Origin of the sequence: Pseudomonas sp. ACM7, assembly GCF_004136015.1 — a bacterium.
GTDB lineage: Bacteria > Pseudomonadota > Gammaproteobacteria > Pseudomonadales > Pseudomonadaceae > Aquipseudomonas > Aquipseudomonas frigoris.
Genome location: NZ_CP024866.1, coordinates 2969173 through 2985455 on the forward strand (window position 1 = coordinate 2969173; position 16283 = coordinate 2985455).

General features: G+C 58.3%; 14 protein-coding genes and 1 pseudogene. 11 read left to right on the plus strand and 4 right to left on the minus strand.

Going from position 1 to position 16283, the window contains the following annotated elements; genetic code table 11:
- The first annotated feature begins 44 nt into the window (after positions 1–44).
- The gene (gene argE / locus CUN63_RS13900; RefSeq protein WP_129440170.1) at positions 45–1214 is read left to right on the plus strand and encodes an acetylornithine deacetylase; all 1170 of its coding nucleotides are present in this window, start codon (positions 45–47) and stop codon (positions 1212–1214) included.
- A 266-nt stretch (positions 1215–1480) separates the two neighbouring features.
- Positions 1481–2779 carry an amino-acid N-acetyltransferase gene (gene argA / locus CUN63_RS13905; protein WP_008026003.1) on the plus strand — a complete coding sequence of 433 codons (1299 nt, stop codon included), beginning with the start codon at positions 1481–1483 and terminating at the stop codon, positions 2777–2779.
- A gap of 111 nt (positions 2780–2890) precedes the next feature.
- Here the strand turns inward: argA and CUN63_RS13910 are convergent.
- A pseudogene (locus CUN63_RS13910) lies at positions 2891–3611 on the minus strand (hypothetical protein).
- Positions 3612–3960: 349 nt separating this feature from the next.
- Here CUN63_RS13910 and CUN63_RS13915 point away from each other — a divergent pair.
- The 9 genes from CUN63_RS13915 to CUN63_RS13960 all read left to right on the plus strand — a co-directional run bounded on the left by CUN63_RS13915 (position 3961) and on the right by CUN63_RS13960 (position 13006).
- Entirely contained in the window at positions 3961–5313 is a 1353-nt protein-coding gene (locus CUN63_RS13915; protein WP_129440172.1) for an OprD family outer membrane porin, read from the plus strand.
- A gap of 354 nt (positions 5314–5667) precedes the next feature.
- A complete protein-coding gene (locus CUN63_RS13920) occupies positions 5668–7062 on the plus strand; it encodes an OprD family porin (protein ID WP_129440174.1) in 1395 nt (464 codons plus the stop codon).
- A 296-nt stretch (positions 7063–7358) separates the two neighbouring features.
- Positions 7359–7997 carry a peroxiredoxin gene (locus CUN63_RS13925; protein WP_129440176.1) on the plus strand — a complete coding sequence of 213 codons (639 nt, stop codon included), beginning with the start codon at positions 7359–7361 and terminating at the stop codon, positions 7995–7997.
- A 331-nt stretch (positions 7998–8328) separates the two neighbouring features.
- Positions 8329–8922: an NADPH-dependent FMN reductase gene (gene ssuE / locus CUN63_RS13935; RefSeq protein WP_129440180.1), complete on the plus strand. Its 594-nt coding sequence runs from the start codon at positions 8329–8331 to the stop codon at positions 8920–8922.
- Positions 8923–9023: 101 nt separating this feature from the next.
- Positions 9024–9989, plus strand: a complete 966-nt coding sequence (locus CUN63_RS13940) for a sulfonate ABC transporter substrate-binding protein (protein WP_129440182.1) — start codon at positions 9024–9026, stop codon at positions 9987–9989.
- Between the two features lie 25 nt (positions 9990–10014).
- Positions 10015–11163 (plus strand): FMNH2-dependent alkanesulfonate monooxygenase, encoded by a 1149-nt coding sequence (gene ssuD, locus CUN63_RS13945; protein WP_129440184.1) that lies wholly within the window; start codon positions 10015–10017, stop codon positions 11161–11163.
- An 8-nt stretch (positions 11164–11171) separates the two neighbouring features.
- Positions 11172–11954, plus strand: coding sequence for an aliphatic sulfonate ABC transporter permease SsuC (ssuC, locus tag CUN63_RS13950; protein ID WP_129440186.1), 783 nt, complete (start codon positions 11172–11174; stop codon positions 11952–11954).
- Positions 11951–12757 (plus strand): aliphatic sulfonates ABC transporter ATP-binding protein, encoded by an 807-nt coding sequence (ssuB, locus tag CUN63_RS13955; RefSeq protein WP_129440195.1) that lies wholly within the window; start codon positions 11951–11953, stop codon positions 12755–12757. Before ssuC ends, ssuB begins: the two co-directional genes overlap by 4 nt.
- A 33-nt stretch (positions 12758–12790) precedes the next feature.
- Complete coding sequence (locus tag CUN63_RS13960) at positions 12791–13006, plus strand: molybdopterin-binding protein (protein WP_003229256.1); 216 nt, start codon at positions 12791–12793, stop codon at positions 13004–13006.
- A gap of 63 nt (positions 13007–13069) precedes the next feature.
- Here CUN63_RS13960 and CUN63_RS13965 read toward each other — a convergent pair whose 3' ends face one another.
- The 3 genes from CUN63_RS13965 to CUN63_RS13975 form a co-directional block, all read right to left on the minus strand.
- A complete protein-coding gene (locus tag CUN63_RS13965; RefSeq protein ID WP_129440197.1) occupies positions 13070–13834 on the minus strand; it encodes a hypothetical protein in 765 nt (254 codons plus the stop codon).
- A 15-nt stretch (positions 13835–13849) separates the two neighbouring features.
- Positions 13850–14482 (minus strand): TetR/AcrR family transcriptional regulator, encoded by a 633-nt coding sequence (locus CUN63_RS13970; protein ID WP_129440199.1) that lies wholly within the window; start codon positions 14480–14482, stop codon positions 13850–13852.
- Between the two features lie 243 nt (positions 14483–14725).
- A complete protein-coding gene (locus tag CUN63_RS13975) occupies positions 14726–16102 on the minus strand; it encodes a glutamine synthetase family protein (RefSeq protein ID WP_129440201.1) in 1377 nt (458 codons plus the stop codon).
- Positions 16103–16283 lie beyond the last annotated feature (181 nt).

The following is a 16283-nucleotide window of genomic DNA, read 5'->3' on the forward strand; positions in this document are numbered from 1 at the left end:
AGATGGTTCTATGATGGGGTTCAAGTCGGGAGTTGGAGTCAGCGATGCTTTTGCCGTCCATGAAAGATCAATTCGCTGCGCTGATCGCTGCGCCGTCCGTCAGCTGTACGCAGGCCAGCCTCGATCAATCCAACCGTCCAGTGATTGACCTGTTGGCAACGTGGCTCGGTGATTTGGGTTTTGCCTGTGATATCCAGCAGGTCAGCCCCGGCAAATTCAACCTGCTGGCCAGTTTTGGTTCCGGCCCCGGTGGCTTGGTGCTGGCCGGTCACAGCGACACGGTGCCGTTCGATGGCGCGTTGTGGCAAACCGATCCGCTGAAGCTGACCGAAGTCGACGGCCGCTGGGTCGGGCTGGGCAGTTGCGACATGAAGGGATTTTTCGCGCTGGCCATCGAAGCCGTCATACCTCTGCTCGATCAGCCGTTCAAGCAACCGTTGTTGATCCTTGCTACCTGTGATGAAGAAAGCTCAATGTCCGGTGCTCGCGCCTTGGCCGAAGCCGGGCGGCCGCTGGGTCGTGCGGCGGTGATCGGCGAGCCGACCGGGCTCAAGCCGATCCGCATGCACAAAGGCATCATGATGGAGCGCATCGACATCCTCGGTCAGAGCGGCCACTCCTCGGATCCACGCCTCGGCCACAGCGCCCTCGAAGCCATGCACGACGCCATCGGTGAACTGCGCGGTTTGCGACTGTTGTGGCAGCGCAAATTTCGTAATCCGCAGTTCGGTGTACCGACGCCGACCCTGAATTTCGGCTGCATCCATGGTGGCGATAACCCCAACCGCATTTGTGGCCAGTGTTCGCTGGAGTTCGACCTGCGGCCTCTGCCGGGCATGGACCCCAAAGCCCTGCGCGCGGAGATTTTGCAGAGGCTTAACCCGGTTGCCGAACGGCATCAGGTGAAGATCGATTACGCGCCGCTGTTCCCCGAAGTGCCGCCGTTCGAACAGGCCGAGGATGCAGAATTGGTCCGGGTCGCGGAAAAGCTCACCGGCCATCGTGCCGAAGCAGTGGCGTTCGGTACCGAAGCGCCTTATCTTCAGCGTCTTGGCTGCGAAACATTGGTGCTCGGCCCTGGCGACATCGCCTGTGCGCACCAACCGGGGGAATACCTCGAAATGTCACGTTTGCAGCCTACGGTGCATCTATTACGTCAACTGATTGAATATTACTGCCTGACACCGGCCAAAAAGCCAATGCCAGTCAATTGAGCACAAATCCATGTGGGAGCGGGCTTGCTCGCGAAGGCGGTGTGTCAGACACATCAGATGCGACTGACACACCGCCTTCGCGAGCAAGCCCGCTCCCACAGGGTCTGTGCTATGACAGACATGTCGGTTAAATTGCCAATGTCCCAACCCGTATTCATGAGGAGAGCGCGCGTGTCGCCAAGCCTGTTCCGACGATAACCATCAGCCCGCTGTGCGTTTTCTGTTTCGCCCATTTTTTGGCTGCTATTTATTACAGGCCCAGGTTCATGCCCGAATACGTTAATTGGCTTCGTCATGCTTCGCCTTACATCAACGCCCACCGCGATTGCACCTTCGTCGTCATGCTGCCCGGCGACGGCGTGGAGCACCCGAATTTCGGCAATATCGTCCACGACCTGGTGCTGTTGCACAGCCTGGGCGTGCGACTGGTGCTGGTTCACGGTTCCCGTCCGCAAATTGAAACCCGCCTCGCTGCGCGCGGCCTGACCCCGCATTACCACCACGGGATGCGCATCACCGATGCCGCGACGCTGGAGTGTGTGATCGATGCGGTTGGCCAGCTGCGTATCGCCATCGAAGCGCGGCTGTCCATGGATATGGCTTCATCGCCGATGCAGGGCTCGCGTCTGCGGGTGGCTAGCGGCAACCTGGTAACCGCGCGGCCGATTGGCGTGCTGGAAGGCGTCGACTATCACCACACCGGCGAAGTGCGTCGGGTTGACCGCAAGGGCATCAATCGCCTGCTGGATGAGCGTTCCATCGTGCTGTTGTCGCCACTGGGTTACTCGCCGACCGGTGAGATTTTCAACCTCGCCTGCGAAGACGTCGCTACCCGCGCGGCCATCGATCTGGGGGCGGACAAACTGCTGTTGTTCGGCGCCGACCTGGGTCTGATCGATGAAAACGGTCGTCTGGTTCGTGAGTTGCGTCCGCAACAAGTGCCGGCGCATCTGCAGCGCCTGGGCAGCAACTATCAGGCTGAGCTGTTGGATGCGGCTGCTGAGGCCTGCCGCGGCGGTGTGGCTCGCAGTCATATCGTCAGCTACGCCGAAGACGGCGCGCTGCTGACCGAACTGTTCACCCGTGACGGTGGCGGTACTCTGGTGGCCCAGGAGCAGTTCGAGGTTGTGCGCGAAGCGGCGATCGAAGACGTCGGTGGTTTGCTGGATTTGATCAGCCCACTGGAAGAGCAGGGCATTCTGGTGCGGCGTTCCCGCGAGGTGCTGGAGCGTGAGATCGAGCAGTTCAGTGTGGTCGAGCGCGAAGGCATGATCATCGCGTGTGCGGCGCTGTATCAGATTGCTGATTCGGATGCGGGGGAGTTGGCGTGTCTGGCGGTGAACCCGGAATACCGCCATGGCGGTCGTGGTGACGAGCTGCTGGAGCGCATCGAAACCCGCGCCCGGGCGCAGGGGCTGAAAACCTTGTTCGTACTGACGACCCGGACCGCTCACTGGTTTCGCGAGCGTGGGTTTGTGCCGAGCAGCGTAGAGCGTCTGCCGTCGGCGCGGGCGTCGCTGTACAACTATCAGCGTAATTCGAAGATCTTCGAAAAAACCTTGTAACCGCAGGGCCCCCATCGCGAGCAAGCTCGCTCCCACAGTGGTTTTGTAAACGCCAAAGATCCCTGTGGGAGCGAGCTTGCTCGCGATCGGCTGCGCAGCAGCCGTCAGCAATCATTGGGTGACAAACTTCGCACTGACATACGGCGAATAATCCGGCAGCACCGTCTCGACCTTCCCTTGTTCCTTCAAGAACTTCGCCGTCTCGCCAATCGCCTTGGCCGTGCCGCCGTCCAGCAGCGCGGTGGTCTGTTGAGCTTTAGCATCCGGGAACGTGGATCCGGCCAGCAACTCCGGCACATCGACGGCGTTGGCACCGGTCAGTTTGGCGATTTTCTGCACCGGTACCGAGTCAGCGGTCCAGCTGTCTTTATGCGCGGCATAGTCGGCGAACGAGTCCAGCGTGACCTTGGCGAATTTGGCCACAACCTCTGGGTGCTTCTCGGCGTAATCCTTGCGCGCGACCAAGACTTCGATGCCGCTGCCGTTGCGTACCACGAGGGCTTCAGCGGCGTTGATCTGGGCTGAAACGATGAACGCGACAACGCGGCAGATTGCGCGAAGCAGCCGCCGCCAGCGGACTGGAGCCGAGGTTGCCAATCTGCACGTCACCGGAAGCAATGGCCGTAACCACTTCCGGGCCGCTATTGAAACGACGTCAGTCAATTTTCTGGCCTATGGTCTTCTCGTACAGTCCATCTGCCTGGGGGACTTTGCTGGGGTCGATACCGGTTTGATAACCGACCGTGAGGTTCGCCGCGTGTGCGCTCAAAGAAACTACTAGCAATACACAAACTGTAACAATTAAGCTGGATAGTGCGCGTTTGGTCGTCATGGCGCTGCCTTTCGATAGGGATTGATTGCGAGTTGCGTCAAAGCTAATCGATCTAAAAAAAGCTAAAAAATACCATTTAGGAATTAGCTTAGGAGCCGGTGCAGCGTCCCGGTTCAATGGGAAAGTACAGAGCTAAATTCCTAAACGGTATGAAAAAGAATTGGATAATTCTTTTTGGGTTTATGGCCCGGCAAGGAATGAATTTACTGGGGATTAGACTATGGTCGTAGACACACAAAGTTACGATTGACTTGTGAGTCACGGTCTGGCGCTAATCGCGCATCTTAGGAACCCGGGCATACGACCCAGGACCAGGAACACAAGAATTAGAAACGAGAGGAGCGAAACAATGAACAAGTCCACCTTGGCTCTGGCCGTGGCCGTTGGGGTTTTGGCGCAGCAGGCAGGCGCCGCGGGTTTCATCGAAGACAGCAAGGCTTCCGTTAGTTCTCGGACCATGTATTACGACGCTGATACGCGTAATACCCCGAGTGGCACTAGTCCTGCTAATGCCAAGTACAGACAGCGTGAAACCGCTGAGGGGCTAAAGTTCGATTACCTGTCTGGCTTCACCCAGGGTACCGTTGGTTTCGGTATCGATGCCCAGGCGTTGGTCGGTTTCCATCTGGATGGTGGCAAGGGTCATCACCCGACCGGTAATGACAACTCATTCTTCCCTAGTGATGGTAAGGAATCGGCCGACGAGTGGAGCCGTCTGGATGCCAACGTCAAGGCGCGTTTCTCGAAGACCGAGGCCCACTTGGGTGGCGCTCTGGCACCTAACCTGCCGATCCTGATCGCGAACGACAGCCGTCTGCTGCCGCAGACCTTTGAAGGTGGCACCATCACCTCCAAAGAAATCGACAACGTGACCTTCAACCTGGGTCAACTGGAGCACGCTTCAGGTCGTGCCTCCTCCAATGACACTGGCCTGGCAGTGGCTGGCGGTACTCAGGACAGCAACAAGTTCCGTTACGCCGGTGCTGACTGGAAGGTCACCAAAGACCTCATGCTGCAGTACTACTATGCGAACCTGGAAGACTACTACAAGCAGAACTTCCTCGGCTTGGTACACGTCTACCCAATCGCTCCGAACCAGTCGTTCAAGACCGATCTTCGTTATTTCGACAGCAGCTCCGACGGCAAGAACGGCGACGCCGGCTATCAATTCAGCAATAACAATGGCTACTTCAAGAAAAAGGGCGTGGTCGATAACAAGACCTGGAACGGCACGTTCACCTATACCCTGGGTGGCAGCGCGTTTCTGCTCGGGCATCAGCGTGTCAGCGATGACGGCGGCTTCGTTTTCTTGAACCAAGGCAGTCTTGTCGATGGCGGTCGTCCAGAAGGTGCCGGCGGCTCCAGTTTCTACTCGTTCACCGACGCCACCGTGGGCAGCTTTATCCGTGCCGGTGAAAACACCACTTACGGTCAGTACTCCTATGACTTCGCTTCACTGGGCGTGCCAGGTTTGAAAGCGTCGATTGGTTACTTGAATGGCCAAGACATCAAGGCTACCAACGGTACTGGTAAAGACCTGAGTGAGCACGAGACCGACGCGCGTATTGACTACGTGATTCAAACGGGTGCACTTAAAGGGTTTGGTACAACGCTGCGTCACGGTACCTACCGTGGCAACACCAGCACTCCTGATCAAGACCAGACCCGTCTGATCTTCAACTACACCTACAGCTTCTTGTAATAGCCGTCAGAAAAAGCCTCGCCCGCCGGCGAGGTTTTTTTTGTGCTTTTTTCAATATTCCAAATTGAGCTTATGTAGTAATTTTTTATTCTTTTTAGCTTTTAAGTCAAACGCCTAAAGTGGGTGGCTTATGAGCCGATACCTTGTGTCCCGACTCAGAGTAATAGCGCGAAGCTATATTCCTGAATGGCATGAAAAATGATGAAATAATTCTTTTTGTGTTTATTATGCGGGCCAAAATCACAGGGGGCAGGCCATCGTCGTAGTCACACGGTCTGGCACTGACCGAGCATTTCAGGATCCAGGGCATTCGACCCAGGACCTCAAGAATTAGAAACGATAGGAGCGAAACAAATGAACAAGTCCACCTTGGCCCTGGCTGTGGCCGTAGGGGTTTTGGCGCAGCAGGCAGGCGCCGCCGGTTTCATCGAAGACAGCAAAGCTACATTGGGGCTGCGTAACTTCTACATCAATAACGATAACCGTGACAGTGCTGCTGGCACTCCTGCCAACAAGGCTGCCGGTGTTCAGAGCAAAGCTGAAGAATGGGGCCAAGGCTTCGACCTGCGCTTCATCTCCGGCTACACCCAAGGCACCGTCGGCTTCGGTATCGATGCTATCGGCCTGTTGGGCGTGCGTCTGGATTCCGGCGGTGGCACTAATGGTGCGAGCCCTGCAACTGCCACGAACTATGGTTCTTATGGCGGTACTGTTTTTCCAAGCAAGTCCAACGGCGAAGCAGTTGATAACTTCTCCAGCCTGGGCCTTACTGCTAAAGCCAAGATTTCCCAGACCGAATTGAAATTGGGCACCCTGCAGCCAAAACTGCCGGTGATCGTGACCAACGACGGTCGTCTGCTGCCGCAAACCTTCCAGGGCGGTCAGATCACTTCGAACGAGATCAAGGACCTGACACTGGTCGGTGGTCAGATCGAGCACGTCAAGGGTCGTAACTCCAGCAACAACGAAGAGTTGTCGATCGCTGGTGCAAACGGTCGTACTGCATCCGGCCGTGACAGCAACAAGTTCATCTACGGTGGTGGCGACTACAAAATCACCAAAGACCTGACTGCTCAGTACTACTACGGCAACCTGGAAGATTTCTACAAGCAACACTTCCTGGGTCTGGTTCACAACTGGTCGATCGGTCCTGGTGTGCTGAAGTCTGACTTGCGTTACTTCAACAGCTCTGACGATGGTGCCAACGGCCACGACTCGACTTACTACAGCTCCGGTAACTATCAGGGCTTCCGCGCTGGTCGGGGCAAAGTTGACAACAACCTTTACAGCGGCCTGTTCCTGTACTCCGTTGCCGGTCACACCTTCGGTGGTGGTTATCAGGTCAGCAACGGCAGCAGCGATTTCCCTTGGTTGAACCAGGGTGATGGCTCGTCGGCTTACATCATTACCGACTCGCAGATTGCCAAGTTCGCCCGTGCCGGCGAACGCACCTGGCAAGCTCGCTACTCGTATGATTTCGCCAAGGTTGGCTTGCCAGGCGCCACTGCCGGCATCGTTTACCTGCGCGGTGACAACATCGACACCATCAGCAGCTCCAGCACCGCAGTGGCCGGTTCCGGCCGTTCCGAATGGGAACGCGATCTGACCCTGGCTTACGTAGTCCAGGAAGGCCCACTGAAAAACCTGGGCCTCACGTGGAAAAACGCCATGTGGCGCAACGACGTCCCAGGCCAGCGCGACCAGGACGAAAACCGTCTGATCGTCAGCTACTCGATCCCGCTGTTGTAATAGCACTCGCGTAACTGAAGTAAAAAAAAGCCCCGCCCGGCATCTCGCCGGGCGGGGCTTTTGCGTTTTCAAGTCAGGCTCACCCCCGTAAACCCTCCTCGAAGTTTCCCTCTTTGTGCAGCAACTCAAGGCCTTCTCGAACCTTGTGGGCGATAGTCGTACTGACCGCTGTCGAGGTCCAGTGAACACATTTTTAATATTCATTTAAGATCTAAACAAATCGATATTTATTCTTTTTAATGAATAAGAAATGCAGGCACAGTTGACCTCAACAAGCACTCACCAGGAGCAGCACCATGAGCCTCAGACTGGGCGATATCGCCCCCGACTTTGAACAGGATTCCAGCGCCGGCACCCTCCGTTTCCACGAATGGCTGGGCGATAGCTGGGGCGTGCTGTTTTCCCATCCGGCGGACTTCACCCCGGTATGCACCACCGAGTTGGGCTTCACTGCCAAGCTCAAGGACGAGTTTGCGCAGCGCGGTGTGAAAGCCATTGCCCTGTCCGTGGACCCGGTGGACTCGCACCACAAGTGGATCGAGGACATCAACGAAACACAGAACACCCTCGTCAACTTCCCGATACTTGCCGACGCCGACCGCAAGGTGTCGGACCTTTACGACCTGATCCACCCGAACGCCAACGACACCCTGACCGTGCGTTCGCTGTTCGTGATCGACCCAAACAAAAAGGTTCGGCTGACCATCACCTACCCAGCGAGCACCGGCCGTAACTTCCACGAAATTCTGCGAGTGATCGACTCGCTGCAACTCACCGACAACTACAAGGTGGCCACCCCGGCCAACTGGCAGGACGGTGATGAAGTAGTGATCGTGCCGTCGCTCAAGGACGAAGACGAAATCAAGAAACGCTTTCCCAAGGGCTATCGCGCGGTGAAGCCGTACCTGCGTCTGACGCCACAACCCAACAGATAAACCATCAATTGCGGTGTGGCTGAAGCCGCCTTCGCGAGCAAGCCCGCTCCCACATTGGAATGCGGTCAACTGTGGGAGCGGGCTTGCTCGCGAAGACGGCCGGCCAGGCACCGCAGAATCCAGATTGAACCGTATCCACAAAGCAGGGGATATTCAGGCCGTTTCTACGGCCTATTTTTTTGTCTGGAAAAAGTCATTCCGCATAGTTCTTTAAAGAATAACCAAATGAATAAATATGATTTATGGATATAAAAATCACCTGTTAAGGTCACTTCCATCAAAGCGAGATCGCAAACCGCGAATCGCTAACACCGTTCAAGGAATCGTCTGAATGCTGGTCGTCTCACTCGGTGGCAGTCCCAGCCAACGCTCCCGTTCCGGGGTGCTGCTGGAGCGCTCCCAACGCTGGTTGCAGGAGCAAGGTGTGGAAGTGGTGAGTTACCAGGTACGGGACTTCCCGGCCGAAGACTTGCTGCATGCGCGCTTCGACAGCCCGAAGGTGATCGACCTGCTGCAACAGATTGAAAACGCCGATGGCCTGCTGATCGCCACGCCGATCTACAAAGCGTCGTTCTCCGGCGCATTGAAAACCGTGCTGGACCTGCTGCCCGAGCGCGCCCAGGCCCACAAGGTGGTGTTGCCAATGGCCACCGGCGGCAGCATCGCCCACATGCTGGCGGTGGATTACGCGCTCAAGCCGGTGCTGTCGGCGTTGAAAGCCCAGGAAATGCTCCACGGGATTTTCGTCGTAGACAGCCAGATTGCTTACGGCGAAGGCAGCGTCCAGGCGCAGTTGGCACCGGAGCTGGAAGAAAGACTGAATGAATCGCTGGAGCTGTTTTTCAGCGCCATGGCCCGACGGCCCAAGCCGATCGATCCGAACCTGTTGAATGAACGTTTGTTGAGTGCTCGCTGGAGCATTTAAGCCAGCACTCAAGCCACACCTGAATTTGATCCACTCACCTTACTCAGCCGCTAACGGCCAAGCAGGTGCAGCCAAAACCCAACTGCAAAAAGGAGAGCGCTATGCGCACTGTCATTTTGCGTCGTGGTCTGGTCGCTCTGTTTGCTGCGGCTGTGTCCTTCGGCGTTATTTCTCAAGCTCAAGCCGAGACGCTAAGAATCGGTTATCAAAAGTACGGCACCCTGGTGCTGCTCAAAGCCAAAGGCACTTTGGAAAAACGCCTCGCCGCCCAAGGTGTGGACGTGCAATGGACTGAATTCCCCGGCGGCCCGCAACTGCTCGAAGGCCTGAACGTCGGCTCCATCGACTTCGGCGTTACAGGCGAAACTCCTCCCGTATTCGCTCAAGCAGCCGGCGCCGATCTGCTCTATGTCGCCTACGAACCACCCGCGCCGCACAGCGAAGCGATCCTGGTGCCGAAGGACTCGGCGATTAAATCGGTGCAGGACCTCAAGGGCAAGAAAGTCGTCCTGAACAAAGGCTCCAACGTTCACTATCTGCTGGTCCGCGCACTGGAAGATGCCGGCCTCAAATACACCGACATCCAGACCGTATTCCTGCCGCCGGCCGATGCCCGCGCTGCGTTCGAACGTGGCAGCGTCGATGCCTGGGTGATCTGGGACCCGTACCAGGCCGCCGCCGAACAACAGTTGCAGGCACGTACCCTGCGTGATGGCCAAGGCATCGTCGACAACCATCAGTTCTACCTCGCGACCAAGCCTTATGCGCAGAAAAATCCTGAGGTGATCAAGACCCTGGTGGAAGAAGTGCGCGCCGTCGGCGAATGGTCCAAGGCCAATCCCGAGGACGTGACTAAACAAGTCTCGCCACTGCTCGGTCTGCCGGCAGATATCACCCTGACGTCGGTGAAACGCCAAGGCTACGGCGCGTTGTTCCTCACGCCTGAAGTGGTCGCCGCGCAACAGAAAATCGCCGACAGCTTCTACCAGCTCAAGCTGATTCCAAAGCCGCTGAGCATCAAAGACGTGATCTGGACGCCTCCGGCGGCCGTTGCCAAAGCTCAGTAATTCGAATCCCTAAGGAGACCACTCCATGAGCCTCAATATCTTCTGGTTCCTGCCTACCCACGGCGACGGCCATTACCTTGGCACCGCCGAAGGCGCTCGCGCCGTCGACCACGGTTATCTGCAACAAGTCGCGCAAGCGGCGGATCGTCTGGGCTTCGGCGGGGTGCTGATCCCTACCGGTCGCTCTTGCGAAGATTCGTGGCTGGTGGCCGCGTCGCTGATCCCGGTGACCCAGCGTTTGAAATTCCTCGTCGCCCTGCGCCCCGGGATCATTTCCCCGACGGTGGCAGCGCGTCAGGCCGCGACGCTGGATCGCCTGTCCGGCGGCCGTGCGTTGTTCAACCTGGTAACCGGCGGTGATCCGGAAGAATTGGCCGGCGACGGTTTGTTCCTGACTCACGAAGAGCGCTATCAAGCCTCGGTGGAATTCACCCGCATCTGGCGCCGCGTGCTGGAAGGCGAAACCGTCGATTACGACGGTCAGCACATCAGCGTGAAGGGCGCCAAATTGCTCTACCCGCCGATCCAGCAACCGCGTCCGCCGCTGTACTTCGGCGGTTCTTCGGAAGCGGCGCAAGACCTCGCGGCAGAGCAGGTCGAAATGGTCCTGACCTGGGGCGAACCACCGGCCGCCGTTGCCGAGAAGATCGAACAAGTACGCGCTAAAGCCGCAAAGCTCGGTCGTACCGTTCGCTTCGGCATTCGTTTGCATGTGATCGTTCGTGAAACCAATGCCGAAGCCTGGCAAGCGGCGGATCGGTTGATCTCTCATCTGGACGACGAAACCATCTCCCGTGCCCAAGCCTCGCTGGCGCGCTTCGATTCCGTTGGTCAGCAACGCATGGCCGCGCTGCATGGCGGCAGCCGTGACAACCTGGAAGTCAGCCCCAACCTGTGGGCCGGTGTAGGTCTGGTGCGCGGCGGTGCCGGCACAGCGTTGGTGGGCGATGGTCCGACCGTGGCCGCCCGCGTGAAGGAATATGCGGACCTGGGCATCGACACGTTCATCTTCTCCGGTTACCCACACCTGGAAGAGTCGTACCGCGTCGCCGAATTACTGTTCCCGCACCTGGACATCGAACGTCCGGAATTGCCGAAAAGCGCCGGTTACGTCAGCCCGTTTGGTGAGATGGTCGCCAACGACATTCTTCCCAAAGCCGCGTCGCAGAACTGAGGCGCGCCATGAAGAAACTTATCCATAGCCTCGCGCCTTGGGCGTTGCCGGTGTTGCTGCTGGCGGTGTGGCAGTTGTCGGTGTCGGCGGGCTGGTTGTCGACACGGATTCTGCCGGCGCCAATCGCCGTCATCGAAGCCGGCGTCAGCCTGGTGCGCAGCGGTGAAATCTGGACTCACCTGGCGATCAGCGGCTGGCGTGCGGCGCTGGGCTTCGCCATCGGTGGCAGCATCGGTCTGACCCTGGGCTTCATCACCGGCCTGTCGAAATGGGGCGAGCACCTGCTCGACAGTTCGGTGCAGATGATCCGCAACGTGCCGCACCTGGCGCTGATTCCACTGGTGATCCTGTGGTTCGGCATCGATGAGTCGGCGAAGATTTTCCTGGTGGCATTGGGCACGTTGTTCCCGATCTACCTCAACACCTATCACGGCATCCGCAACGTTGATCCGGCGCTGGTGGAAATGTCCCGCAGTTATGGTTTGTCCGGTTTCAGCCTGTTCCGTCAGGTGATTCTGCCGGGGGCGCTGCCTTCGATTCTGGTCGGCGTGCGGTTCGCGCTGGGCTTCATGTGGCTGACGTTGATCGTCGCGGAAACCATTTCCGCCAGCTCCGGCATCGGCTACCTGGCGATGAATGCCCGGGAGTTCCTGCAAACCGACGTGGTGGTACTGGCGATTCTTTTGTACGCCGTGCTCGGCAAACTCGCCGACCTCGCGGCCCGTGGACTTGAACGCGTGTGGTTGCGCTGGCACCCGGCCTATCAGGTTGTTAAAGGAGGTGCGGCATGACGGCTCAACAACCTCCACGCCTGCTGCGCGGGATTCCGCTGGTGGTGCGCAAACTGCAAAAAACCTTTGGCTCGCGGCAAGTGCTGCGCGAGATAGATCTGCACATCCCGGCCGGTCAGTTTGTCGCCGTGGTCGGTCGTAGCGGTTGCGGCAAAAGTACCTTGCTGCGCTTGCTCGCCGGTCTCGACAAACCCACGGGCGGTGAATTGCTGGCCGGTTCCGCACCGCTGAGTGAGGCGCGGGAAGACACTCGATTGATGTTCCAGGAAGCACGTTTGCTGCCCTGGAAAAAGGTCATCGACAACGTCGGCCTCGGGCTCAAGGGCAACTGGCGTCCGCAAGCGCTGGAAGCGTTGGAGTCGGTCGGTCTGGCCGACCGCGCCAATGAATGGCCGGCCGCCTTGTCCGGTGGCCAGAAGCAACGTGTGGCCCTGGCCCGCGCGCTGATCCATCAACCGCGGTTGCTGTTGCTGGACGAACCGCTGGGCGCGCTGGATGCACTGACCCGAATTGAAATGCAGCAGCTGATCGAACGGCTCTGGCAGAAGCACGGTTTCACCGTGTTGCTGGTCACCCACGATGTCAGTGAAGCGGTGGCGATTGCCGATCGGGTGATCCTGATCGAAGAGGGCGAAGTCGGCCTCGACCTGCACGTTGAGCTGCCGCGCCCTCGGGTTCGCGGCTCCCATCGGCTGGCGGCGCTGGAAACCGAAGTCCTCAATCGCGTGCTGGCGTTGCCCGGCGAACCGCCGGCACCGGAACCTGTTTCACCATTGCCCACGCAATTGCGTTGGGCTCAATAACTCAAGCCTTATCCAACGACGGGAATCAACATCATGACAATCAAAGCCATCAACGTTCGCAACCAGTTCAAAGGCTCCATCAAGGAAATCGTACTCGGCGACGTGCTGTCCGAAATCGACGTACAGACCGCTTCCGGCATCGTCACCTCGGTGATCACCACTCGCTCGGTGAAAGAGCTGGAACTGGTGGTCGGCAGCGAAGTGATCGCGTTTGTGAAATCCACCGAGGTGTCGATCGCCAAGTTGTAAGCGCGTGCATTGCGCTCAACCCCGAAGGGTGTGAACCCTTCGGGGTTTTTTATGCGCGGGTGTTCAGGGCTCGGGTGCGCAGCGCCAACCGGCGGCGGGCGCGTAGGAGCCGAGTGAAGACAATAGGCGTGGGTCGCTGAATAGCTCGCTTGCGTTTGGATCGATGTCTGCCGGCAACAGTGGCTGGCCGGTCAGCATGGGCAGTGTGGAATAGTCGATGTGCCACGGGGTTTGCCCGGCGTGGTGACGGCCGAAAGAGAGTTCGCAGGCAAGCTGCGGCTGAGCGGTGGCCGAGTCGATGTGTTCGCGCAAATGACCACCGGGTTCCAGCGCGACAACCCGGCTGGCGGCGAACAGAAAGTAGTCACCGGCCAGCACCAGGCAGGCAAATCGCGCCGGATCATCGACCGCCTGCAACCACTGACCGCGACAGGTGCCGCGAGAGTCCGGCAGCCGCTCCCAGATCTCGTAGTAGCTGTCGTCCAGGGCGGTTTCGACCAGGCGCTCGCTGGTTTCGAAATGCATGCGCCCGATGTCTTCTTCGGTGCTGACCGGCTGGTAGTCGAGTTTGCGGTGCCACTGGCAGATGTCGCCATTGACCTCGGTTACGCCGGCGAAGCCTTTTTGCTCGCTCAGGGTCAGCAAGTCAGCGTGACTCAGTTGCTCCAGCGGCAGCGCCGCAAGCGTTGCCGGCGGGATGCGCAGGTCGGCAAACAAACGCGGGGTTTGCAGCCAGTACACGGCTGTTTCGCTGTCGACGCGCCCCGACTGGAATTTGATCAGGCGTCGTTGCCACACGCCAAGGTAGTTGTCTGGAACGTGTGCCATGAACACCTCGTTGCGTTATGCGTCGCGCTTGGACAGGTAGGGCGGCAAATACAGACCCAGATAGGCGTCGAATACCCGCATGCCTTCTTCGGCCATGCGTGGGGTGATCTGTCCGTGTTGTTGCACCGAGCGCGCATAGACGCGGTCGCCGAGTTCCATGGCCAGGGCAAACACATCAACGTCCGTCGGCAATCTCGGCAGCTCGAAGTGGTGGTCGAAGAGTTTGTGCATCAGGTCGCCGAGTTCGATGTCGTGCTGGCGGTCGGCCTGGGTGACTTCGGTCAGCCCGTGCTGGGCAAGAATGAGCTGTCGGGCGGCGGCGTCTTCGCTGTAGATCGCGAGCATGCGTTGTTCCACCATTCGCGACAGATCGCGCCAGCCGTTGAGGGCGTCATGGTCGATGGGCGCTTGCAGGCAGGCACGGAACGCAGCATGGACGTCGGCCGTCAGGGCTTCGAGCAGCGCCGGGACGCTGGCAAAGAAGTGGTAGACGGAGGAGGGCGGGATCTCCGCGCGTTCGGCGACGCTATAGATCGACAGACTGGCCACGCCCTCGGCAGCCAGCAGTGTGCGGGCGGCATCGAGTATCGAATCGATCCGGGCCTGGCTGCGGGCGCGGGGTTTGCGAATGGTGGCGGTGCGCGTCATTGAAGTCTCCTGCGGGGCAGCGGGCATTGTACGAGCAGGGTTTGATGTTGTCTGCCCGGACGCCTTCGCGAGCAAGCCCGCTCCCACATTTGATCTCCAGTGAACATAGTGTTTGTGTACGGCAGAGATCAAATGTGGGAGCGGGCTTGCTCGCGAAGCAGGCGCCTCGGTCCCGTTGAAAAAAAGCCATAAAAAAACGCCGCAGGCCTTTTCAGCCGGCGGCGTTGTTTTTACTGCAACCGCTTAAACGGTATGCAGGTACCAGTTGTACTCGAGGTCGGAGATGGAGTGTTCGAACTCCTCCAGCTCGCTTTCCTTACAGGCCACGAAGATATCGATGTATTTCGGATCGATGTACTTGGCCATGACTTCGCTGTCGTCCAGCTCACGCAATGCATCGCGCAGGTTGTTCGGCAGGCTTTGCTCGTTCTGCTCGTAGGAGTTGCCTTCCACGGGTGCGCCCGGTTCGATCTTGTTGGTCAGGCCGTGGTGCACGCCTGCCAGGACCGAAGCCATCAGCAGGTACGGGTTGGCATCGGCGCCGGCAACGCGGTGTTCCAGACGGACCGCATCGGCGGAACCAGTCGGCACACGCACTGCAACAGTACGGTTGTCCAGACCCCAGCACGGTGCGTTCGGCACGTAGAACTGTGCGCCGAAACGACGGTAGGAGTTGACGTTCGGGCAGAGGAAAGCCATCTGCGCCGGTAGGGTCTCGAGCACACCGCCGATCGCGTGACGCAGTGCGGCGTTCTGCTCGGGATCCTCACTGGCAAAAATGTTTTTGCCGTCTCTATCAAGAATCGAGATATGTACGTGCAGACCGTTGCCCGCCTGGCCCGGATAAGGCTTGGCCATGAAGGTGGTGTCCATTTCATGGTCGTAGGCGATGTTTTTGATCAAACGCTTGAGCAGGACCGCGTAGTCGCAGGCCTTGATCGGGTCGGCCACGTGGTGCAGGTTCACTTCGAACTGCGCCGGGGCACTTTCCTTGACGATCGCGTCGGCAGGGATGCCTTGCTCTTTCGCACCTTCCAGAATGTCCTGGAGGCAGTCGACGTATTCGTCGAGGTCGTCGATCAGGTAAACCTGTGTCGAATGCGGGCGTTTGCCGGAGATTGGCGAGCGAGGTGGTTGTGGGCGACCGTTCACGTTCTCCTGGTCGATCAAGTAGAACTCCAGTTCGAACGCGGCGCAGATGGTCAGACCCATCTCGTCGAACTTGGCAACGACTTGACGCAGGACTTCACGGGGATCCGCGAAGAAAGGTTCACCTTCGAGTTCGTGCATGGTCATTAACAGTTGCGCGGTAGGGCGCTTCTGCCAAGGCTCGTTGCACAGGGTGTCAGGGATTGGATAGCAGATTCGGTCAGCATCGCCGATGTCCAGGCCCAAGCCGGTGCTTTCCACCGTCGAGCCATTGATATCCAGAGCAAATAGAGAGGCCGGCAGGTTGATGCCTTTCTCGTAAACCTTGTGGAGGCTGGTGCGTTCAATGCGCTTGCCGCGCACCACACCATTCATATCCGCAATCAGAAGGTCAACGTACAGAACCTCAGGATGTTCCTTAAGGAACGCGTTCGCTTCGTTAAGCTGAACGGCACGCGGGGGTACCGACATGATGCAACACCTTTGTTGTTAAAAATATCAATCATTGATCTCTTCGGGTTTCAGTCAACCCGAACGGCATGCCGAAGTCAAGCGAGGCCTTTTTTGCCCTAAAAAAGCACCCGTGGGGCTTTTTTGAGGCACTTTGGGGCGTTTTTATGCCTTTGAGCGCTTTAGCGTCTGCGGGCTTGAG